Below are 20,821 nucleotides of genomic sequence, written 5' to 3'. Positions count from 1 at the left end.
ACTCAGTTGTCCTAATCGGTTGATTAGGCTAACCGTCCCTGAGTATTTCTACTCATTTAGGTTAAACGAATCGCACATGATTGCATTTATTGTACCGCGTCGAGAAGCGGGGGCTGCAGGGGGATTGCCTCACTTGGGGCCCTGGCTGGGGTTGGCTGGGTACGATCGCTCCGCTGTTGGATCTGCGATCGCCTTTAGGAGTAAGAGTGTCAACTTGGGCAAGCCGTGTATGTCCATCTTTAGAGAGCAAAAAAAGTTGAGAATTGATTAACTACTGCCTTTTGCTAAACTAAAAGCAGCTAGCAGGATTGTTGAGCGAACAGGAACATAAAAATATGACTGTCAACTCTGTTCAAAATTCCGAAGCCTGTCAAGAACACTCGATCGTTGACGTGCAGCATACCACCTGCTGCATTGTGGGAGGTGGGCCGGCAGGTGCTGTTTTAGCATTACTTTTAGCGCGGCAAAACATTCCAGTCATGCTGCTAGAAGTACACAAAGATTTCGATCGAGAATTTCGCGGCGATACGCTGCATCCCTCAGTAATGGAAATTATGGAGCAATTGGGTTTAGCAGAAAAATTGTTGGAATTGCCCCATACAAAAATGCGCCAACTTACCATCCAAGCTGCTGGAAATACCGCCACACTCGTAGATTTGTCCGGTCTCAAAACCAAGTATCCTTACATCAGTATCCTTCCCCAAGTCAAGTTTCTCGAATTTATCACTGCCGAAGCGCAGCGCTACCCCAGCTTTCAGCTAGTAATGGGAGCTAATGTCCAAGAAACGATCGTAGAAAATGGGGTTGTGTGCGGAATTCGATACCGGGGACAAGGGGGATGGCATGAAGTGCGATCGACCCTCACAGTCGGTGCAGACGGTCGATTTTCCCGCCTGCGCCAATTAGCAGGTTTTGAACCGATTAAAACTTCCCCGCCGATGGATGTCCTGTGGTTTCGTTTGCCGCGCAGTCCCCATGATGTCCAAAATTTCGGCGTGGGAGGTCGAGCTGTTGGAGGTCATTTATTAGCCATAATTGACCGATTGGATTATTGGCAACTCGGTTACATTATTCTGAAAGGCAGCTATCAGAAATTGCGCGAATCAGGAATAGAAGCTTTGCAAAAATCTGTTGCTGAATTAGCACCAGAATTTGCAGATAGAGTTGAGCAACTGAAAGATTGGTCGCAAATTTCTTTTCTGTCCGTTGAATCCAGTCGCCTTCACCGCTGGTATCGTCCGGGTTTGCTCTTAATTGGGGATGCCGCTCACGTCATGTCGCCCGTAGGCGGTGTGGGAATTAACTATGCTATTCAAGATGCTGTCGTCGCGGCTAATGTACTCAGCGCCTCCCTGAAAAACGATCGCGTGCATCTGTGGGATTTGGCAGAAGTGCAGCGACAGCGGGAGTTACCCACGCGGGTAATTCAAGCATTTCAGTCGTTTGTACAGGAGCAAATTATTAAAGGGGCATTAAATAGCGATCGACCGTTTACACCGCCACCTTTTTTGCAGTTACCAATTTTGCGAAATATTCCAGCGCGATTAATTGGTTTTGGATTAAACCGGGTTCGGGTGCGAAATCAATGAGATACACCTATACTTAAGTTATACCTATTATCAAAGTAGAGGTAGCCTGAATGACCGGATTAGAAGTATTGCAGTCAGTTAAGTTTCTCAATCTAAAAGGCAAACAAGTTGCTGTCTTAGATGTCGAAACTTGGCAAGCACTCATCGAATGGTTAGAGACTTTAGAAGATTTGCAAATTGCCAAACAAGCATTAAATGAGTTAAAAGCTGCTGGTGCAAATCGCGAGCGTGCCGGTTGGCCTAAATGGGAAGCAGTTAAAGATAAGTGGGATGAAGATTGAGGTTATTACAAGTAGGAATTACGCACGGGTTTCAGAAACCAGTTTTTTTTATTAAAATTTTTCGCACCCACAGATTCGGTAAAAAACCCGGTTTCTTTGGCAGAATCGATTTTAGAGGAAAGCGATGATTGAAAAACTTACTCCCGAACAAGAAAAATTAATCCTAGTTTATGATGAAAAGTGGAGGAAACTTATATATTCTACTGCACCTATCGATCGCGAAAAAGCAGCAAAAGCAGTTAAACAAGCTTACCTTGGAATTGATGAAAAAGAACCGGAAATTATTTTTTGCAGCAGCCCCTATGAAGGTGCTAATCTTGTTCTTGGCTACGAGCGAGCGATTAATCAGCTATACGAAGAATTCGGAGTCAACCTTGTTGACAGATTTAATGAGGAAGTGTACGATCGTGCTTGGTCCAACTTCAACGCACAGATTTCCGAAGAGGTATATTGCCAGATTAACCTACAATTTTGGACTCATATTGATGATTTTTTTCGAGATATGTTAGACGAAAAATTGTATCGAAACCAAGACTTTTTAGCTGTAGATGCTTATAGCTATATCGATCCTATATTATGGGCAGAAGTTTGTGCATTTTGTGACTTCTTTGTTTCCGTATTAAAGTGCAATCCTAATGGTATTAACTGGCAAGCACTGCTATTTTTTACAACTCAATGCGGCTGGATATTTCCCTATGAAAAAGTTTGTATTGTGTGCGATCGCCCCCGCATCTTCTCTTTCGACTCCCAACACCGCCTCCACGCCGAAGGAGGGCCCGCAATTCAATTTTCTGACGGATACAGCATCTATTCCTATCACGGCGTCACCTTACCGGAAAAATACGGAAAACTGCACCCCCATGAATGGCAATCTCAATGGGTTTTAGAGGAAGAAAACGCGGAAATCAGGCGAGTGCTAATTCAAGGAATTGGTTACGATCGCATAGCCCGCGAATTAGCAGCCGTTGAATTAGATACTTGGCAAGAATACACGTTATTAAAAATTGATACAAAGGTTGACGTGGAGCCGATTTATCTGTTAAAGATGACTTGTCCCAGCACCGGATTTATTCACGCTTTGCGAGTCCCGCCCGATATCAACTCAGCCAGAGAAGCGATTAAATGGGTGAATTGGGGAGTCGATTATGAGGATTTTTCAGTACAAACTTGAATTGCAACAAACAGTAAAACTTTACAATGGCGATCTGGAACTGCGATCGATCCTATTGAAGCTAAAATCAAACAACAACCCCAAATAAATCTATGGGACTCTTTGATAAGATTCGAGGCGAATTTGTCGATATCATCGAATGGTTGGACAATACCAGCGACACCATTGCCTATCGATTCGAGCGCCACCAAAACGAAATCAAACAAGGTGCTAAACTAACTGTACGACCGGGACAAATAGCAGTCTTTGTCAGCGAAGGCCAAGTTGCCGATGTCTTCGATCCGGGAATGTACGAACTTTACACCCGCAACTTACCCGTTCTCAGTACCTTAAAAGGTTGGCCCTACGGTTTCAACTCTCCCTTTAAAGCAGAAGTCTACTTTTTTAACACCAAAATATTTACGAACCTGAGATGGGGAACCTCTAACCCTATAATTATCCGCGATCCAGAACTCGGTCCCGTGCGAATGCGGGCTTTTGGCACATACAACATTAAAGTTTCCCATCCCGAAAAACTCTTAAAACAACTAATCAGCACTGACGGACTATTTCAAGTAGATGAAATCAGCGAACAGCTACGCAATACAATAGTCAGTGCCTTTGCCAATTGGGTTGGCAATTCCCGCGTTCCCCTGCTAGACTTTGCAGCCAACTACACCCAGATGGGCGAACAGGTACGAGTTGCCATAGAGCCAAATATCCAGCAGTTCGGGTTAGAATTAACTCAGCTATTAATTGAAAACATCTCGATGCCGCCTGAAGTTGAAGCAGCACTCGACAAACGAGCCTCAATCGGACTTCTGGGAAATATGCAGCAATATACCCAATATCAAGCTGCTAAGGCCATAGAAGCATCAGCAAATAACCCCAGCGGCGGCAATCAAGCATTAGAATTGGGCATGGGAATGGCACTAGGTCAACAAATGACAAATATGATGCAGTCACCAGCATCCCAAACTCCGCCGCCACCTCCCCCGCCAATACAACATCAGTGGTATATTGCCCAGAACGGTCAACAATCAGGCCCTTTTGGATTGGATCAACTTCTGCAAAATGGTTTGACACATCAGGTAATGGTTTGGCGTGCAGGTTTTGATGGCTGGAAGTTAGCATCGCAAGTGCCGGAATTAGCATTTTTGTTGGCGACAGTACCGCCGCCTCCCCCGCCAGCGGCCGCCTAAAATTTTGCATATTTAGTTAATTGGTAATTAGTAATTAATCTGCTTTCCCAATTACTAATTACCAATTACATCACCAATAAACTATTATGAATACTTCGGAACCTGCTGTTAAACGTTTTCCCTGTCCTAGCTGCGGGGCTTATTTAGAGTTCAACCCCCAAGCAGGAAAACTCAAGTGTGCTTACTGCGGCTGGCAAGATGCAATTCCCCAAAGTGCTGAAGAGGTAAAGGAAAACTCTTACGAACAATATCTCCACTTCGACGAAACAACGCTGACAGCTTTATCAACAACAGCCTTAGAAGTAAAATGCAATGATTGCGGAGCAAGTGTTACTTTTGAACCGCCGAAAGTAGCGGGTAAATGTCCATTTTGTGCTTCTCCAATTGTGACGCAACCTGCAAAGGCTAGCCCGAGTGTGCATCCAGAGGGAATTGTTCCTTTTGAAGTTACTGATAAACAGGCCAGAGAAAGCATTCAGAAGTGGCTAAGCAATCGCTGGTTTGCTCCTTCTGCTTTGAAATCCCTAGCGCAACAGGAGAAAATTCAAGGGGTTTATTTGCCGTTTTGGACTTACGACACTTATACGGTTAGTTACTATCAGGGTTCTCGCGGAGAACACTACTACGAGACTGAAACTTATACGGAAACAAACTCGCAGGGCGAAACTGAAACTAAGACTCGCCAAGTGCAACATACCAGGTGGTGGCCTGCTTCTGGCAGAGTCGATCGCTCTTTTGATGATATTCTGATTCCGGCCACAACTTCAGTCGATCGCCCGCGCCTGGATGCGTTAGAACCTTGGCATCTCAAGGAGTCGCTGCGTCCTTACAATTCATCTTATTTAGCTGGGTTTGAAGCGCAGCGATCGCAAGTTTCTCTCACTCAAGGGTTTGAATCTGCTAAAAATGTCATGGCCGGTACTATTCACTTCGATGTTTGTAGGAATATTGGTGGCGACGAGCAGCGGGTTCACAGCATTTCCACTGATTACAATGCTATCACTTTTAAGCATATTTTGCTACCTGTGTGGCTGTGCGCCTATCGCTATCAAAACCAGCGATATCAAGTAATGGTTAATGCTCGCACCGCTGAAGTTCAAGGCGAGCGTCCCTACAGTGTTTGGAAAATTACTGCTGCTGTTGTTAGCGGTGTCGTACTTGCGGGTGTTATGTATTTATTGTTTACTGGTAATTGGAGATATATCCGTGTTCCCGGTCTGCCTCAACCGCAACCCCAACCAACTTCCTTACCTGTACCGAGCCAAAAATTACCGCCAGCGCCTGTTCCCTCTACCGCACCTGTACCGAGCCAAAAATTACCAACAGCGCCTGTTCCGTCTGCTAATTAGTTCATTCTTCATTTTTTATTGAAACGAAGTACAACCGCATCTCTGAGCGATCGCCCTTACAGAAGAGTGCGATCGCTTTTTAAACTGTATTGCCAACATTCAACTCACCGAGGCGCTTCAAAATACTCAGCACGCTGTACAAATCATTCCCCGGATTGAACATAGAAAACCAGCGAGAAAAAGCATACTGTGGTGTTTCCCCCTTAACTAATTTGACAAATAAAAAACTAGAGCCATTCATTAACAATCCGTAAGTAGGTCGATCGGCACTCAGATTAGCTAACATATAAGCTAGTAACTGCGGAATCCCGACCTCCAAAGAAAACGCAGCCTTCTTGGACTCGATCACCACTACCCAAAACTCCTGAAACAAAGCCAAAACATCCAACTGTCCCCTGACAATCACTCCCTCGTCTTCGTCAACAATTTCTACAGATTTTTCTGAAGTAACATGAAAAGGAGCAAGATAAAAATCAGCTAAATCCAAAAACGGAGACAGCACCACCATTTTGACTGTATTTTCGAGCAGCGGCGGATGTTTGAGCAAATTCCTGTAACTTGCTTTCACTCTGTCTAGTCGTTGTTTTTCATAATCACTGATTTCTGGCAAATCATCTTGCCACTCGCGAAAAAATTGGTCATCCTCAACCCACTCAATTTTGAAGTTAGTTTCCAAATCATTCAGCGCGACATTTCTAGCTTGAATTGTTTGTACCATAAATTTAACTAATTTATTGAAATTTGCCTCATAATTTATGATAGCAATTATGAGGCAAATTTCTGTTAATTGCGTTTCCTAGGGCATAGGGCACTAGGGCACTTAAGGTCAGACCCGCAGTCCGGCAAGTCCGGCAAGGGTTGAAACCGCTGCCTCAAAGCTAAAGTCCTCTTTTAGAGGACTGAAGAACTCATTAGTCCTCTAAAAGAGGACTTGCGCTATGAGACAGGGAATTAATTCCCTGGCGGACTTTCGGGCTAAGCCGACACCTCCAAGCACAGCCGTGTCCCTACAGATTTTCCAAAAAAATGTAACGAGTTGTAAAGTATAATTAAACCGAAGCGAACACAGAGGCCAAGTAGTATCAAATGCGAGTTGCGATCGCCGGAGCAGGCTTAGCAGGACTTTCCTGCGCTAAATATCTTACCGACGCGGGCCACACCCCCATCCTCCTAGAAAGTCGGGACGTACTCGGCGGCAAAGTAGCCGCCTGGAAAGATGCAGACGGCGACTGGTACGAAACCGGCCTCCACATCTTCTTCGGTGCATACCCGAATATGCTCCAACTATTCAAAGAACTTGACATCGAAGACCGGCTGCAATGGAAAGAACACAGCATGATTTTCAATCAGCCGGAAACCCCCGGAACCTATTCCCGCTTTGACTTTCCCGACCTTCCGGCTCCCTTCAACGGCGTCGCAGCCATCTTGAGCAACAACGATATGCTCACCTGGCCCGAAAAAATCCGCTTTGGCATCGGTTTGATTCCAGCGATGCTTCAGGGTCAAAACTATGTCGAAGCAATGGACAAATACTCGTTTTCCGACTGGCTCAAAAAGCAAAACGTCCCCCCCAGAGTCGAAAAAGAAGTATTCATCGCCATGTCCAAGGCGCTCAATTTCATTGACCCCCACGAAATATCCGCAACCATACTGCTGACAGCCCTCAACCGCTTCCTGCAAGAGAAAAATGGCTCGAAAATGGCCTTTTTAGACGGTTCCCCCACAGAGAGGTTGTGTCAGCCGATGGTAGACTACATAACTGAGCGCGGCGGTGAAGTCCGGCTGAATGCACCCATCGGGGAGTTTTTGCTCAACGATGACAACACGGTGCGCGGCTTCCAGATTCGGGGAGTAAAAGGGGCAGAGTCAGAAATTCTGACGGCCGATATTTACGTTTCCGCGATGCCGGTTGACCCGCTGAAGCTGATGATGCCGAAACCTTGGGGCGAAATGGATTATTTCAAACAGCTCGAAGGCTTGGAGGGAGTACCCGTCATTAATGTACACTTGTGGTTCGATCGCAAATTAACTGATATCGACCATTTGCTGTTCTCGCGATCGCCCCTGCTGAGCGTCTACGCCGACATGAGCAACACCTGCCGCGAATATGCCAACCCAGACAAATCCATGCTGGAACTGGTTTTAGCACCGGCCAAAGACTGGATAGGCAAGTCTGACGAAGATATCGTCGCAGCCACAATGGTCGAGTTAGAAAAACTCTTTCCCGATCAAATCCCAGAACCAGCCAAACTGCTCAAATATCACGTAGTCAAAACCCCACGTTCCGTCTACAAAGCCACTCCCGGACGCCAGCAGTGCCGTCCCACACAAACAACTCCCATTAGCAATTTCTATCTAACGGGGGATTATACGATGCAGCGTTATCTTGCGAGTATGGAAGGTGCCGTGCTTTCTGGTAAGCTGACAGCGCAGGCTATTTCGACGGCCAATAACAAATGAAAAATTAAGAATTTTTCATAAAGACGTAAAAGAATCTCCCGTTTTCTAAACGGGGGAAAATCAGTTCTAATCTTTAAATTTCTTATTCTCGGATGCTGCAACTGTCAAAACTCCAGTGCATGAGAACTCTGGCCTCTGTTGATGACTCCTACGAACTGTGCCGCCAAGTCACGGCGAGTTATGCCAAAAATTTTTATTTAGGCACTCAACTCATGCCCGAAGCCAAGCGTCGGGCGATTTGGGCGATTTACGTCTGGTGCCGCCGCACCGACGAACTCGTAGACGGGCCGGGTTCTGATGCAACGACCCCTGAAACCCTCAATCTGTGGGAAAAACGGCTAGAATCTGTGTTTGCCGGCCATCCTCACGACGACTACGACGTAGCGTTGGTGGATACGCTGTCTCGTTTCCCGATCGACATTGGGCCGTTTCGAGAGATGATTGCGGGCCAGCAAATGGACTTGTACCGCAGCCGCTACGAAACTTTTGAAGAGCTCAATCTTTACTGTTATCGAGTAGCGGGTACTGTAGGGCTGATGTCGATGTCTGTCATGGGTGTGGACGAGTCGAATCCCGCTGCTAACTGGAATTGGCACTGGGGCAATAAAATTCCCAAAGAAGAAGCCATCTCCCTCGGTATTGCCAAGCAGTTGACTAATATTCTGCGCGATGTCGGAGAAGACGCCCGCCGCGGCCGCATTTACATTCCCTTAGAAGACTTAGCCTTGTTTAACTACACCGAAGAAGATTTATTCAACGGTGTAATTGACAACCGCTGGCGGGAATTGATGCGGTTTCAAATTCAGCGAGCTCGCAAATTATACGCCAGCGCCGAACCGGGAATTAAAGTGCTCAGTCCCGATATCCGCTGGACTGTTTGGGCGGCTACAATGCTGTACAGCAGAATCTTAAATGCGATCGAACGCAATCAATATGATGTGTTTCAGAAGCGGGCTTATGTTAGCAATTCTCAGAAACTGCTGTGTCTCCCCGCCGCTTGGCTGAAGTCAAAAGTGCTTTAGCCATAGGTAATTTTGCTGGCGATCGGGCAACGGGTAAGGGGTATTTGTCAAGTTACAAATTATTATGATGTCCAGCAAATTGCATATTAGGTTTGTGGGGACGCGGTAGTGGCGTGTCCCTACGTTTGGTGTGTTAATTGGAGTCAAAGTGGTGGTGTAGCGGGTGAAATTTTCAATTGGGCGATCGAACTTTCCAACAATTGCTTTTCCTGCTGGAGTTTTGCTTCTAAATTTTGAATTTGTTCTCGGCGGGCTTCAACTTCAATCAAGCGGCGAGACAATTCTTGACTCTGCAAAGTGAGAGATTGCCTCCAATCTTCTGCTTTCTGGGCTTCTTGCTGCAAAAAATCGGGAGTAAAGCCTGTTGTTAAATATTTCTCAACTAATTGTAGTACCCAGTTTGTAGCTGCTTGAATATTTAAAACCTGGTTATTTTCGCCAATATCTGCTAATACTAGCATCCCTTCATTTAAAACATTAGTTGCAGAGTTAATTGGAGTTTGAGCAAAATCTGGCGGTAGGGTCAAGATAGTTTCTTCAAAAAGCATAGCCCAAGTATCCTCAGCATTTTGGCAAGCCAGCAATTGCAGACTTATCTCGCCTAAAATTTCCTGATTTTGTACTTGGGCTAAATATAACATGAGGGTAATTAGTGATGGCTTATTAGTTATTCATAACTGGTAATTGGTAAAAACAGCTATCCGTGTATCCCTGCATTCCGTGTCGTGCTATTAGTTATTGGTAATTGTATGATTTACGATCTTCTAGGGGCGGGTTTTACAAACAATTTATGCTTGAAACTAACTATCTCGTAAACCCGCCCCGGCAAAAGTCAACAGTCAACTATTAAAACAACTTTAGCCGATCGCGCAAAATCTCGGCTTGTTTTTCGGCTTCCGCCAAAGCATCCCTCGCCCCCTGAACCACATCAGGAGTAGCCTTATCCACAAACTTCTGATTAGTCAAGCGCGCCGCAGTATGCTTAATTTCAGCTTCCACCTTGCTCAACTTCTTCTCTAATTTAGCACGCAAAGCGGCCAAATCCACGACCCCAGCCAGAGGAATCAATACTTGCACAGTACCGACCACCCCAGCAATTGTCTGTCCCAAATCTGCATCCAAACTAGCAGTAACTGTCAGATTCTCGACTTTTGCCAAATCCTGAATGTAAACACCTCCATCTGAGATGATTTGGCGTTCTTTCTCGCTTTCGCTTTGCAAAATCGCCGTCACCTTCACACTGGGTTTGATATCAGCATCTGCCCGCAAATTGCGAATAGTGCGAATTGTACCGAACAACAACTCAAACTGCTGTTCTAATTCAGCATCAATTAGCGAGGTATCGGCTTCAGGATAAGCTTGCAAAGCCAAACATCGATCGTCACCTGTTTGAGTCAGAGTGTGCCAAATCTCCTCAGTAATGTGCGGCATAAAAGGATGCAGTAGTTTCAGAATCCCTTCCAACACAAAAGCAAAAGTTTGCTGTGCCACTTTCTTAGAATTTGGTTCAGCATCCTGCTGCAAGCGAGACTTGACTAACTCAATATACCAGTCACAGAAATCGCCCCAGATAAACTCATAAAGTCCCTTCGCCGCTTCCCCCAAACCGTAATTTTCCAAACAATTGCGGCTTTCTTGCACAACTTGATAATAGCGAGACAGAATCCAGCGATCGCACAATTCCAAACCACCTCCCCCAGAAGGACTTCCCAACTGTTCCGGAGTCTGTCCCTCCAAATTCATCATCACAAACCTAGCCGCATTCCACAACTTATTCGTGAAGTTCCGCGAAGCTTCCACTGATTTCGATTCATCAGTTTTGCGATCGTACTCCATGCGAATATTTTGACCGGCCCCAACCACTTCCTTAACCAAAGTGTAGCGCAAAGCATCAGTACCGTACTTGCTAATCAACAGCAGCGGGTCGATACCATTATTTTTACTCTTAGACATTTTCTGACCGTTTTCATCCAACACCAAACCGTGAATGTAAACAGTATCAAAAGGCATCTTTTCAGTAAAATGTCCTGCCATCATCGTCATTCTAGCAACCCAGAAAAAGATGATATCAAAACCTGTAACCAAAGTAGTTGTCGGATAGTAAAACTCCAAATCTTTAGTTTGGTCCGGCCATCCCAAAGTTGAGAAAGGCCACAACCCGGACGAAAACCAAGTATCCAATACGTCTGGATCTCTTGCTAGCTGCACGTCATTACCAAATTTAGCCGTAGCTTTTTCCTTAGCTTCAGCTTCAGTTTTCGCCACCACAAACGGCGTCGTGTCAGTAATTTCTCCTTGGGTTTCGCTAACAGCATACCAAGCCGGGATTTGGTGTCCCCACCACAATTGTCTGGAGATACACCAATCCTTCAGCTTCACCAACCAATCCCGATAAACCTTTGTCCATCTGTCAGGAACAAAGACTGGTGAGTTACTTTTATCTAATGCTTCTAAAGCGCGTTGAGAAAGAGGATCTATCTTCACAAACCATTGCGTAGATATCAAAGGTTCGACCGGAACCTTGCCGCGTTCGCTGTAGGGAACTGTATGCTTATAATCTTCTATTTTAACCAAAACCCCGTCAAGTTCTAAGCGCTGCACCACATTTTTCCGGGCAACAAATCGGTCTTGTCCCTGGAACTCTCCGGCATTTTCATTTAAAGTGCCGTCCTTATTCATAATATTAATAAACGGCAAATTGTGACGCTTACCCATCTCGAAGTCATTCGGGTCGTGGGCGGGAGTCACCTTGACACAACCAGTTCCGAAAGTCGGATCGACAAACTCATCAGCAATGATGGGGATTTCGCGATTGACGATCGGCAAAGTCACTGTTTTACCGATAAGATGTTTGTAGCGATCGTCCTGTGGATTCACCGCCACCCCAGTATCCCCCAACATCGTTTCCGGCCGAGTCGTCGCCACCTCCAAATAACCAGAACCATCCGTCAAAGGATAGCGGAAATGCCACAAATGGCCGTCAACTTCCTGCTGGTCTACCTCCAAATCCGACACAGCAGACTGACTCGCCGGACACCAATTCACCAGGTAATTGCCGCGATAAATCAGCCCCTCATCGTACAGGCGGACAAACGCTTCTAAAACCGCAGCGGATAAGCCTTCATCCATCGTAAAGCGTTCGCGCGACCAATCGACAGACACGCCCAAACTGCGTAATTGATTAGTAATAGTATTGCCCGATTCAGCTTTCCACTCCCAGGCCCGTTCCAAGAATTTTTCTCTACCTAAATCGTGGCGAGTTTTGCCTTCTGCTTTGAGTTGCTTTTCGAGAATAGTTTGAACGGCGATGCTAGCATGATCCGTTCCCGGCAACCAGAGCGTATTGCGTCCAGTCATGCGGTGATAGCGGACGAGGACATCAATCAGCGTCTCTTCAAAAGCGTGTCCCATGTGGAGACTGCCGGTGACGTTGGGCGGCGGGATGACTACGCAGTAAGGTTCGCCACCTTTTTCGGGGTCAGCTTTGAAGGTTTGGTTGTCTTCCCAGTATTTTTGCCACTTGGCTTCGGTGGCTTGGGGGTCGTATTGGGGGGGTAGGTTTGCGGTCATGGTGGCTTGAGAGTTTGATCTTATTTAAGATTGTGCCATAGAAGGGAGGAGAAGAGTTTTGAACCGCATCCGCGTCAGAGGCAGAGGGAAGAGCGATATTCAAGGCGGGGCGGGTTTACGTTAAAATCAAGGTAAAATTCAAAGGTTTGATGGGATTATGAATGTAGCAGCACTTCGACATCAAATCGATCGATGGCTCGATCGACTCTCTCCAGAACATCTGGCATTAGTTGCGAGTTTTATAGAGTTTCTAAGCCAAAAGCAACGTCAGGGGGTAATCATTTCGCAAAATAATCTGCCAGAGGTTTTCTCAGCAGAAATCCAAGAGATGCCTCCTGCTAATTCTTTTAGTATTCCAGAACCCTCAGAAATTGACGGAGAGGGCCAATCTAAAGCAGCGCTTCTACAAGATTTTCGGCAAGCTTGGCACGAAGCCATGACTGGGCAAACCATTTCGGTTGCTCAAATGTGGGAAGGAATTGAAAATGACTGACTTGCCCTTCATTCAAGTTATAGTTTCACCAACCTTCAATCGCAATTTACGCACTCTTGCAAAAAAATACCGCAGCATTCGCAATGATATTCAACCCATTATCGAACAACTCACACGGGGAGAACTGCCCGGAGATAGAATTGCTGGAGTGGGTTATGCAGTCTTCAAGTTGAGAGTCCGAAATAGCGACACTCAAAAAGGTAAAAGTGGTGGATACCGTTTAATTTACTACGTTCAAACAGCAACGGGAATCATTTTGCTGACCCTTTACACCAAATCCGAACAAGTCGATATTGCAGCAGAGGATATTCAGAACATTATTACAGAATACGAGCAGCAGCAGAGCGAAGATCGAGAGGATATCTAAGAGTTGGGGAATCTTGCGCCTCGAATATGAGGGTTCGACATCTTCAGTGGTTAAATCTTTTTAATATCTTATTTGACAAAAATCATTAATCCAAAAACCGCCTTTTCTCGGAGAAAGCCACGATTTTGCAGAGAAACCTGTTTTCTTTTTGCCTTAGTCCTACTGGTAAAAAAACTTGCAATAATTAAGGATCGCAATGAATAACAGTTATTAAACTCCAGGAATTGCGTTTTTTGTTCTCAAACTCAAACAAAAGTTTATAGTTTGTAGGCGGATTTAACATCGTATAGCAACACGGGCGACTGCTATACCTCGATTACTTCACCTCCTTATAATCCACCCCATAACTCGTATCTCTCCCTGACAAATACGTAGTTTTCCCCGTTAAAGTCTCCAGAGTTTTTTTCGTTTCAGCCGAAGTAATCGAATTCAGAGGTACGCCGAACTTGCTAGCCAAACCAGCCGCCACGCCCACACCTTGTCCTTGATAAATATTCACCGTCGCAATTCGCCCGACGGATACAGCCATACCGACATAACCGGACGATCGCCCGACAATGGCTAAATTCTTGACTTTGCTAGCTAAAGCGCTTTCTATCCCGAAATTATAGACTGGCAGCGGCGGAATTCTCGCAGATAAATTCTTGACTCCGCCCCGCATATCGAAATCGTAGGAAAAACTGCCGATCGACTTTTCGGGTACTGTTCCCCCTTTGATAATCTCCTGCCCCGTCAGCGGATCTACCACATCGCGAACGTTCAAAGTTTGCCTGATATAAATCTCGTCGGGAATAAAGACTCTCACATCTTTACCAGACTTCTTTTGTAGCCAGTATTGGAGAAATGACATTTCTCTAATCATTTCAGGAGTCGGTTTTCTGCCGTTAGCTTCCATCTTCATGATTTGGTTAACTTGGTATTTAAACAGAAACCCGTTCCAGGACAGCACATTTTTGTTATAAACGCAGACATTGCCCTTATCGAAAAAGAATCCTTTATTTTGACTAAATGGCAGATTTCTGTCTATGTGATACGCTGCACCTATAGCTACGCTTCTGATGTCGTAGCCGTCTGTATATGGCTGATATATCGTACTCCAGAAATTCCTCATCCAGAATTTTGTACTAGCAGGATCTTTAGATTTCATAATGCTTTCTTTAATCTTTTTTACCAAAGACCTGTTGTAAAGAATTTCATCTTCTATTCTGCGGAACTCGGACATCGTTATACCTGTAATTCTTGGAACTATAGATACAGCTAACGTTTCATTTTTGGATTTTATATTTTGAGATTCATATCCTGTATAATAAGATAACCCTGCTTTTCTTGCCAATTCGGCGTCTTGAGTTACATCAATAAAAGAGTTGGCTTTAATTATGAGATTGGTGCCTTCTACTTCGGCATATTCAATTTTTTTATCTACGACGCGGGGAGTAAGAGTTGAGTTAGAAATAACTTTGATTCCGGCTGCTGAAAGCATCTGTTTGAGAGCTCTATCTGCCTTTTTTGGGTCTAAGCAAGATTCGGGCGCATCCGCTTTATCTAAGAATTCCTTAAAACATTGGGCGTAAGGTTGGCGATACCAACCGGGGATTTTATCTACATCGATGTAAGCTAAACCGCCGCGGGTGAGTAAGCCGCCCAAAGGAGCACTTCCGTAGTTCGATCGCACGATCGCAACTTTGCCCTTTGCGCCTAAAGTTTTCGTAGCCCATATCGCTGCACATATCCCCGGTACTTCATCACCATATACTACTACATCAAACTTTTGTTCCGGTGATTTTTTGGGAACTACCGGAGGCGGGCTGCTGGATTTTTGCTGCTGAGTTCCAGTATCTAAGGTGGCACTTGCTGGGTTTCTATTTGCGATATAATTTTCTACTTCTCTGAAAGGGGGATAGTTAACTAAAAGTTTTACGGCGACAAAGAAGATTGCAATTGAAGCTAATTTCTTGAAATTAGAGAGCATTCAGTTGACTCGTTTATAAATTTGCAATACCTGAAAGCGTAGTTCAGGGTTTACGGAATTGAATATAGCACGTTTAGATAGTTTCAACACAAGTTGAAATTTTCCGGGAACTGTGGTAAACGAATCTTCTCAACCCAAACCTGGTGATGCTGTCCTTGGCAGCCAAAATGCTACAATTACATCAATCACAAATTGAAACATAAAAACATGACTTTTGAGGCGGTTTTAAATCTTGTTAAGCACTTGTATCTAGCCGAAAATTTACGATTGATTAAGTGGATAGTTCCTGATATAGAACGAGAATTAGTTGTTCGGCCCGCTCCCCGCAAATCATTGTCGGGTTTATGTGCTAAGTTGGGAATTGCACCTTCTGCCGCTGATATAGATGAAGCTCGCAGCGAAGAATGGGGGAATTTCCCAAGGGAGGATTTCTAATGCTGGGTGCTGTAGCTGATACTGATGCTGTTATCTGGTATATCTTTGCCGATTCGCGACTTTCAGTGACTGCTAGAAGGACAATAGAACAGATAGCTGCCGAGGGAAATCAGGTGGCTTTTTCATCAATTACATTAGCAGAAATTGTCTATCTGAGCGAGAGAGGGCGGATTAATTCAACTACTCTCGATCTATTATTGAGAGAAGTTGAGAGCGATGATGCCTTATTGGTTGAAATTCCTTTCGATCGCAATATAGCTTTGAGTTTAAGGCAAGTTGACCGATCGCAAATTCCCGATTTCCCATTCCCAGATCGCATTATTGCTGCTACTGCTTTGTATCTTAATGTACCCGTTATTAGTCGCGATCGCCGGATTCAATTATCGACTATAGACACAATTTGGTAAATGTGAGTCCCTCGGCGCAAGTTTAAATTTTCCGGGAACTGTTGTTAGCGGTTTTGCCAGTGTTACTGGTTTGGGAGGGCATTTGATGTGGCTAAGGATGGCGGGTGCGATCGCATCTCAGATATCTGGTGTCGGAAAGGGCGATCGGCTACAATAATTTAAGAACAACAATTGAGTCACCTTAAACATACAGAAAAATGGAAAAACTTTTTGTACATCCTGAATGTCCTTTTTCAGAAAACACATTTAACCTATTGACCGAATTTTATGAAAATCCCAGCTCAGATTTTTACATGGCACACAAAAAAGATTTTTTAAAATATGTAGAAGATCCCTTGAAGTATATTTTCAGTCAGGTGGAAGAGCGCTTGCCTAATTTTATCAAAAAATATATAAACATCAAGTGGGAGCAACTTGGCTCGATAGTTGAAACAAAAGGTTTACAATCAATAGCTTACAGTATATCTTTTAGTTTTGAAGATATCAATTATAGAGAGAATGCTTACTTAATGCTAAGATTTGACAACCAAGACTTAACTTTTGGTTTCTGTACAGAATTTAACGATATTGATTATATTATAGATAATTATCAAACCAATTATATAAATAACCCCTTGGCAATCGATAGCCTCAAACGTTATAACCTTCCCAATCAATATCATTGCTATTTAACTAAGCAAATAATACGTTCTACTTCCCCTGTGCATGAATATCGTCTGATAATAATGAAATCTCAAAAATGTATTAATGAATTATTAGAAACTATTATCTCTTTGGTTGGCGAACAAACAATAGAATTTGACAAATATAAATTTACTAATATTCAGGTTGCTAGATCGCTTGAAGCAGAAGAAGTATTAGGATATTCTGCTCACCAGTTAATTTACATAATAACACAAACATTTAAAAAACTATTTCCATTATTTTTTTTGTGTTCCAATCTGGAGGATAAGGATTCACCTCTTATCACGCAATACTTTTCAATCTATGAGAAAGAATTTAATCGAGAGTATGATATCAAAGAAATTTCTGAAATAACAGGTTTTCAAACATCTCAAATTAACGGCTGGATACGCACCATCCACCGCAAGAAACAAGCCATCCTACAAGGACCGCCCGGAACCGGAAAAACCTTCCTCGCTCAAAAACTAGCCCAACACTTAATCGGCAGCGGTGACGGTTTTTCAGACATTATTCAATTTCATCCAGCTTATACTTATGAAGACTTTATTCAAGGCATCCGTCCGCAAAGTCAAGATGGGGAATTAACTTATCCCATAGTTCCCGGTAGATTCCTAGAATTTTGCGAAAAAGCCGAAGCCTGTGAAGACACTTGCCTCCTCATTATTGATGAAATTAACCGTGCAAATTTATCTCAGGTATTTGGAGAGTTGATGTATTTGCTTGATGACCGCGATCGCACCGTTAAATTAGCCAGTGGCGAAGAATTTAGAATCCCTACAAATGTCCGCATTATCGGCACAATGAACACCGCAGACCGTTCTATTGCCTTAGTCGATAATGCACTCCGCCGCCGTTTCGCATTCATTCCCGTCTATCCCAACTATGAAGTGCTGCGACAGTATCACCACAGAGAGGAAACAGGTTTTCCAGTTGATAAATTAACTAGCATTCTAGAAGATATCAATCGCGCAATTAACAACAAACACTATGAATTAGGCATCTCCTTCTTTTTGACAAAAACCTTAGCTGAAGATATCCAAGACATTTGGCAAATGGAAATCGAGCCATACCTCGAAGAATACTTCTTTGATAACCTGGAAAAAATGGATGAGTTTCTCTGGGAGAATATCCAGAATAAATTGGGCTATTGACAATCTAACGCCGTCATTAACCCCGATACCGTGGCGTTACTGCATCCACCACAATTATGAAACCACAATCACCCCGAATTATCGAACTTAAAGAATATCTATTAGCAACTTTTGAACAAGACTCAATCCCCGAATCAGTAGGACAGAAAATATACCATAATTATGCCAAGGAAATCGAGATAGAATTTCCAAACTTTAAAACTAAATATCAATGGCACTTAAAATCTAAAGGCCGAGTCGGCAACATTCCAATCACTCCAGAATTTCACATCACCATCCGCCCAAAGGTTCCCATAAACAACCTCTTCGGAATGCTTGACTATGCCTACAACCTTAAGATAAAATTTCCCCAAGGCTCGATTCAGTGCCAATCTTTACAAGAAAGTTACGATAGATTAGCTAACATTCTTGCCCACAAAATTCTAGAACGCTGTCGCAAAGGATTATATCGTGATTACTTATCCAAAACAGAAAGACTCGCCTACATTCGCGGCCGCGTCGATTTGCGGTCAGCCCTGCAAAAACCTTGGGATGTTAAACTAAAATGCCACTATAACGAACAAACAGGCGATATCGAAGATAATCAAATACTCGCTTGGACACTTTTCATCATTGGCCGCAGCGGTTTGTGCCGTGAATCTGTTTCATCCACTGTGCGAAAAGCCTTTCACGCACTCCAAGGATTTGTTACATTAAAACCTTTTAAATCAGAAGCTTGTATTGATAGAAATTATCACCGTTTAAATGAAGATTATCAACTTTTCCACGCCTTATGTCGATTTTTTTTAGATAACACAGGGCCCAGTCACGAAACAGGCAATCGCGAAATGCTCCCTTTTCTCATAGACATGGCTAATTTATATGAACAATTTGTCGCTGAATGGCTCAAAGCAAATACACCAAAAGGCTTTTTTGTCAAACAACAGCACCGAGTCACACATGACGAAAACTATTTCGATCGCATTGACTTACTGCTAGGCGATAGTGAAACAAAAAAAATCCAATACGTCCTCGATACAAAATACAAAGCTCCCGATAAAGTAGCCAATAATGACATTCATCAAATAGTTGCTTACGCCAATGCCTTAAAGTGCCAAAATGCAATTCTCGTTTACCCGCAAAACCTCAAACAGCCACTAGATATAAAAAATGACGATATCCGAGTTCGCAGTCTAACTTTTTCCCTAGATAGCGACCTCAATGAAGCCGGAAAAACCTTCTTAACCTCTCTACTTCCAAACACCCTCCCCTAACTCTACTCTGCGCCCTCTGCGCGCTCTGTGGTTCATTTTCCCACAAAAAAAGAGGCGCAAGTGCGCCTCTCAAATTTTTCATGTCTGCGTTCTAAACACTAACAGCCACTTTCGCTTCTTTTGCAGTCAACTTCTCGTAAGTCGCCCGCATCTTCAATCCGACTAACACTTGGAACAAACCAGTTCCATTGTTGGAACCAGGATATTCGCGGTGCTGGAGCAACAGGTGAGTTAACTCGCCTTCATACTTCGTAGAAGTCTTGCTCAAATGGCTTTCGATGTAAATAACTTCTTCGAGATTCTCGAATTGACCATCTACTTCCAAAATCGAGACTTCGTGACCGTAGAAAGCATCCGGCCCGTAGTACATTTTAATTCCGGGATAGGAACAAGTCAGCTTGCGGCCGCAAGGAACCCAGTTAATTGTTGAACCTTCGTCAAACAAATACGCAGGCTCAAAATTGGCGATGCCTTCGCGCTGGATCATCTGCACGCGCAGAACCTTCCGCTCCTTGTCATCTTTGATCAAGTTGGTCGGCAACACTTGAATTACCACATCAGCATATTGCTTTTGCGGGTCGATGTAGGCGGTAAAATCCGGTTTGCGAGCATTGATCGCAAACAGCACGTCTTCGTAACGGTGGCCCCGTTCCGCCATGTCGCGCTGGATTTTCCAAGCAATTTTTACCTCGTCGCTGATGTCGAGGTAGACGCTGAAGTCGAGGAGCGATCGAACTCGCTCGTCGTACAGGGGATGCAGCCCCTCAATCACAATCACGTGATTCGGCTCAACCCTTTCGGGCGGGTCGATCATACCGGTTTCGTGGTTGTAGATCGGCTTGTCGATCGCGTGACCTTCTTTGAGCGCCTTCATTTGCTCAGCCATCAGATCAAAATTGTTCGCTCTGGGGTCAAGGGCTGTAATCCCTGTTTCCTTGCGCTGCTTGCGATCGAGACTGTGATAGTCGTCAAGGCAGATTACAGTCACGAAATCTTCCCCGAACAAATCTGTCAATCGGCGTAAAAAAGTAGATTTTCCGCATCCGGAATCTCCGGCAACGCCAATTAAAACCACGCGATCCGGCTTACTTGTCATAGTTTCCCTCTAACAAAATCACTGTTTACTAACTAACTCAAGTCTAGATTCCACAAAATTTCAGCCCGCAGGTAGCGGCAAGCAGGCTTTGTGCTGCTGTGCTACCCCGAGACGATCGAGTTCTCACCAGCATACAGCAGTGAGTTGACTGCCTGCCCGGGCAGACCCAAGCAATCTTCAAGGCAAGTAATTAATACTAACTTTAGTGGTTAATCTTACCAGAAGGCGTTCGCCCCCTACAAGCTCAACCTCATTAAACTGCTCGAATCTTCCTTTCTCTGGTGGGGCGCTCCCCAAATCAGAAGGACTTATCGGGGCAGATCCCCCGATCGGGTAAAATATT

General features: G+C 44.3%; 19 protein-coding genes. 14 read left to right on the top strand and 5 right to left on the bottom strand.

Translation table 11 applies throughout. From position 1 onward, the window contains the following. From QUA53_RS23955 to QUA53_RS23930, 6 genes are all read left to right on the top strand, one after another. On the top strand, nt 1-271 hold a 271-nt coding region (locus tag QUA53_RS23955; RefSeq protein ID WP_333100172.1), incomplete at its 5' end, for a hypothetical protein. A 64-nt stretch (nt 272-335) separates the two neighbouring features. Further along, nucleotides 336-1,589, top strand: a complete 1,254-nt coding sequence (locus tag QUA53_RS23950) for an FAD-dependent oxidoreductase (protein WP_333100171.1) — start codon at nt 336-338, stop codon at nt 1,587-1,589. Nucleotides 1,590-1,639: 50 nt separating this feature from the next. Continuing rightward, nucleotides 1,640-1,870 (top strand): hypothetical protein, encoded by a 231-nt coding sequence (locus tag QUA53_RS23945; RefSeq protein ID WP_333100170.1) that lies wholly within the window; start codon nt 1,640-1,642, stop codon nt 1,868-1,870. 124 nt (nt 1,871-1,994) lie between these two features. Next, nucleotides 1,995-3,041, top strand: coding sequence for a DUF6745 domain-containing protein (locus tag QUA53_RS23940; RefSeq protein WP_333100169.1), 1,047 nt, complete (start codon nt 1,995-1,997; stop codon nt 3,039-3,041). A 92-nt stretch (nt 3,042-3,133) separates the two neighbouring features. Next, nucleotides 3,134-4,222 carry an SPFH domain-containing protein gene (locus QUA53_RS23935; RefSeq protein WP_333100168.1) on the top strand — a complete coding sequence of 363 codons (1,089 nt, stop codon included), beginning with the start codon at nt 3,134-3,136 and terminating at the stop codon, nt 4,220-4,222. Nucleotides 4,223-4,308: 86 nt separating this feature from the next. Beyond that, nucleotides 4,309-5,571 carry a hypothetical protein gene (locus QUA53_RS23930; protein WP_333100167.1) on the top strand — a complete coding sequence of 421 codons (1,263 nt, stop codon included), beginning with the start codon at nt 4,309-4,311 and terminating at the stop codon, nt 5,569-5,571. A gap of 79 nt (nt 5,572-5,650) precedes the next feature. On the opposite strand, the gene QUA53_RS23925 is transcribed toward QUA53_RS23930, so the two are convergent. Then, complete coding sequence (locus QUA53_RS23925) at nt 5,651-6,289, bottom strand: restriction endonuclease subunit R (RefSeq protein ID WP_333100166.1); 639 nt, start codon at nt 6,287-6,289, stop codon at nt 5,651-5,653. Nucleotides 6,290-6,657: 368 nt separating this feature from the next. Here QUA53_RS23925 and pds point away from each other — a divergent pair, with 368 nt between their 5' ends. Continuing rightward, nucleotides 6,658-8,031 carry a 15-cis-phytoene desaturase gene (pds, locus tag QUA53_RS23920; protein ID WP_333077175.1) on the top strand — a complete coding sequence of 458 codons (1,374 nt, stop codon included), beginning with the start codon at nt 6,658-6,660 and terminating at the stop codon, nt 8,029-8,031. A 92-nt stretch (nt 8,032-8,123) separates the two neighbouring features. After that, the gene (crtB, locus tag QUA53_RS23915) at nt 8,124-9,053 is read left to right on the top strand and encodes a 15-cis-phytoene synthase CrtB (RefSeq protein ID WP_333100164.1); all 930 of its coding nucleotides are present in this window, start codon (nt 8,124-8,126) and stop codon (nt 9,051-9,053) included. A gap of 143 nt (nt 9,054-9,196) precedes the next feature. Here the strand turns inward: crtB and QUA53_RS23910 are convergent, their stop codons facing one another. Together QUA53_RS23910 and QUA53_RS23905 are read right to left on the bottom strand one after the other, a co-directional pair. After that, a complete protein-coding gene (locus tag QUA53_RS23910; protein WP_333100163.1) occupies nt 9,197-9,694 on the bottom strand; it encodes a hypothetical protein in 498 nt (165 codons plus the stop codon). A 205-nt stretch (nt 9,695-9,899) separates the two neighbouring features. Continuing rightward, nucleotides 9,900-12,623, bottom strand: a complete 2,724-nt coding sequence (locus QUA53_RS23905) for a valine--tRNA ligase (protein WP_333100162.1) — start codon at nt 12,621-12,623, stop codon at nt 9,900-9,902. Between the two features lie 157 nt (nt 12,624-12,780). On the opposite strand from QUA53_RS23905, the gene QUA53_RS23900 reads away from it, so the two are divergent. Next, nucleotides 12,781-13,116 carry a hypothetical protein gene (locus QUA53_RS23900; RefSeq protein ID WP_333025783.1) on the top strand — a complete coding sequence of 112 codons (336 nt, stop codon included), beginning with the start codon at nt 12,781-12,783 and terminating at the stop codon, nt 13,114-13,116. Continuing rightward, complete coding sequence (locus QUA53_RS23895) at nt 13,109-13,483, top strand: type II toxin-antitoxin system RelE/ParE family toxin (protein ID WP_333100161.1); 375 nt, start codon at nt 13,109-13,111, stop codon at nt 13,481-13,483. The genes QUA53_RS23900 and QUA53_RS23895 overlap by 8 nt, the downstream gene beginning before the upstream one ends. Before the next feature lie 316 nt (nt 13,484-13,799). On the opposite strand, the gene QUA53_RS23890 is transcribed toward QUA53_RS23895, so the two are convergent. Further along, nucleotides 13,800-15,452: an FAD-dependent oxidoreductase gene (locus tag QUA53_RS23890; RefSeq protein ID WP_333100160.1), complete on the bottom strand. Its 1,653-nt coding sequence runs from the start codon at nt 15,450-15,452 to the stop codon at nt 13,800-13,802. Between the two features lie 267 nt (nt 15,453-15,719). Between QUA53_RS23890 and QUA53_RS23885 the strand changes: the two genes are divergently transcribed. The 4 genes from QUA53_RS23885 to QUA53_RS23870 all read left to right on the top strand — a co-directional run bounded on the left by QUA53_RS23885 (nt 15,720) and on the right by QUA53_RS23870 (nt 19,382). Continuing rightward, entirely contained in the window at nt 15,720-15,887 is a 168-nt protein-coding gene (locus tag QUA53_RS23885) for a hypothetical protein (RefSeq protein WP_333220678.1), read from the top strand. Next, nucleotides 15,887-16,294: a type II toxin-antitoxin system VapC family toxin gene (locus QUA53_RS23880; protein ID WP_333100158.1), complete on the top strand. Its 408-nt coding sequence runs from the start codon at nt 15,887-15,889 to the stop codon at nt 16,292-16,294. Before QUA53_RS23885 ends, QUA53_RS23880 begins: the two co-directional genes overlap by 1 nt. Before the next feature lie 197 nt (nt 16,295-16,491). Then, nucleotides 16,492-18,129, top strand: coding sequence for an AAA family ATPase (locus tag QUA53_RS23875; RefSeq protein WP_333100157.1), 1,638 nt, complete (start codon nt 16,492-16,494; stop codon nt 18,127-18,129). A 56-nt stretch (nt 18,130-18,185) separates the two neighbouring features. Beyond that, the gene (locus QUA53_RS23870; RefSeq protein WP_333100156.1) at nt 18,186-19,382 is read left to right on the top strand and encodes a 5-methylcytosine restriction system specificity protein McrC; all 1,197 of its coding nucleotides are present in this window, start codon (nt 18,186-18,188) and stop codon (nt 19,380-19,382) included. Nucleotides 19,383-19,473: 91 nt separating this feature from the next. On the opposite strand, the gene QUA53_RS23865 is transcribed toward QUA53_RS23870, so the two are convergent. Continuing rightward, nucleotides 19,474-20,478: a phosphoribulokinase gene (locus tag QUA53_RS23865; RefSeq protein WP_015179263.1), complete on the bottom strand. Its 1,005-nt coding sequence runs from the start codon at nt 20,476-20,478 to the stop codon at nt 19,474-19,476. Nucleotides 20,479-20,821: the final 343 nt, after the last annotated feature.

Source organism: Microcoleus sp. Pol12B3 (assembly GCF_036701355.1).
In the GTDB taxonomy this organism is placed as follows: Bacteria; Cyanobacteriota; Cyanobacteriia; order Cyanobacteriales; family Microcoleaceae; genus Microcoleus.
The sequence above is the reverse complement of the archived record's forward strand: the minus strand, read 5'-3'. Positions and strand labels throughout refer to the sequence as shown.

Bases quoted from the DNA above. Each gene is read 5' to 3' on its own strand.
- QUA53_RS23950 (WP_333100171.1), top strand. From the start codon at position 336: ATGACTGTCAACTCTGTTCAAAATTCCGAAGCCTGTCAAGAACACTCG.
- QUA53_RS23945 (WP_333100170.1), top strand. From the start codon at position 1,640: ATGACCGGATTAGAAGTATTGCAGTCAGTTAAGTTTCTCAATCTAAAA.
- QUA53_RS23940 (WP_333100169.1), top strand. From the start codon at position 1,995: ATGATTGAAAAACTTACTCCCGAACAAGAAAAATTAATCCTAGTTTAT.
- QUA53_RS23935 (WP_333100168.1), top strand. From the start codon at position 3,134: ATGGGACTCTTTGATAAGATTCGAGGCGAATTTGTCGATATCATCGAA.
- QUA53_RS23930 (WP_333100167.1), top strand. From the start codon at position 4,309: ATGAATACTTCGGAACCTGCTGTTAAACGTTTTCCCTGTCCTAGCTGC.
- QUA53_RS23925 (WP_333100166.1), bottom strand. From the start codon at position 6,289: ATGGTACAAACAATTCAAGCTAGAAATGTCGCGCTGAATGATTTGGAA.
- pds (WP_333077175.1), top strand. From the start codon at position 6,658: ATGCGAGTTGCGATCGCCGGAGCAGGCTTAGCAGGACTTTCCTGCGCT.
- crtB (WP_333100164.1), top strand. From the start codon at position 8,124: ATGCTGCAACTGTCAAAACTCCAGTGCATGAGAACTCTGGCCTCTGTT.
- QUA53_RS23910 (WP_333100163.1), bottom strand. From the start codon at position 9,694: ATGTTATATTTAGCCCAAGTACAAAATCAGGAAATTTTAGGCGAGATA.
- QUA53_RS23905 (WP_333100162.1), bottom strand. From the start codon at position 12,623: ATGACCGCAAACCTACCCCCCCAATACGACCCCCAAGCCACCGAAGCC.
- QUA53_RS23900 (WP_333025783.1), top strand. From the start codon at position 12,781: ATGAATGTAGCAGCACTTCGACATCAAATCGATCGATGGCTCGATCGA.
- QUA53_RS23895 (WP_333100161.1), top strand. From the start codon at position 13,109: ATGACTGACTTGCCCTTCATTCAAGTTATAGTTTCACCAACCTTCAAT.
- QUA53_RS23890 (WP_333100160.1), bottom strand. From the start codon at position 15,452: ATGCTCTCTAATTTCAAGAAATTAGCTTCAATTGCAATCTTCTTTGTC.
- QUA53_RS23880 (WP_333100158.1), top strand. From the start codon at position 15,887: ATGCTGGGTGCTGTAGCTGATACTGATGCTGTTATCTGGTATATCTTT.
- QUA53_RS23875 (WP_333100157.1), top strand. From the start codon at position 16,492: ATGGAAAAACTTTTTGTACATCCTGAATGTCCTTTTTCAGAAAACACA.
- QUA53_RS23870 (WP_333100156.1), top strand. From the start codon at position 18,186: ATGAAACCACAATCACCCCGAATTATCGAACTTAAAGAATATCTATTA.
- QUA53_RS23865 (WP_015179263.1), bottom strand. From the start codon at position 20,478: ATGACAAGTAAGCCGGATCGCGTGGTTTTAATTGGCGTTGCCGGAGAT.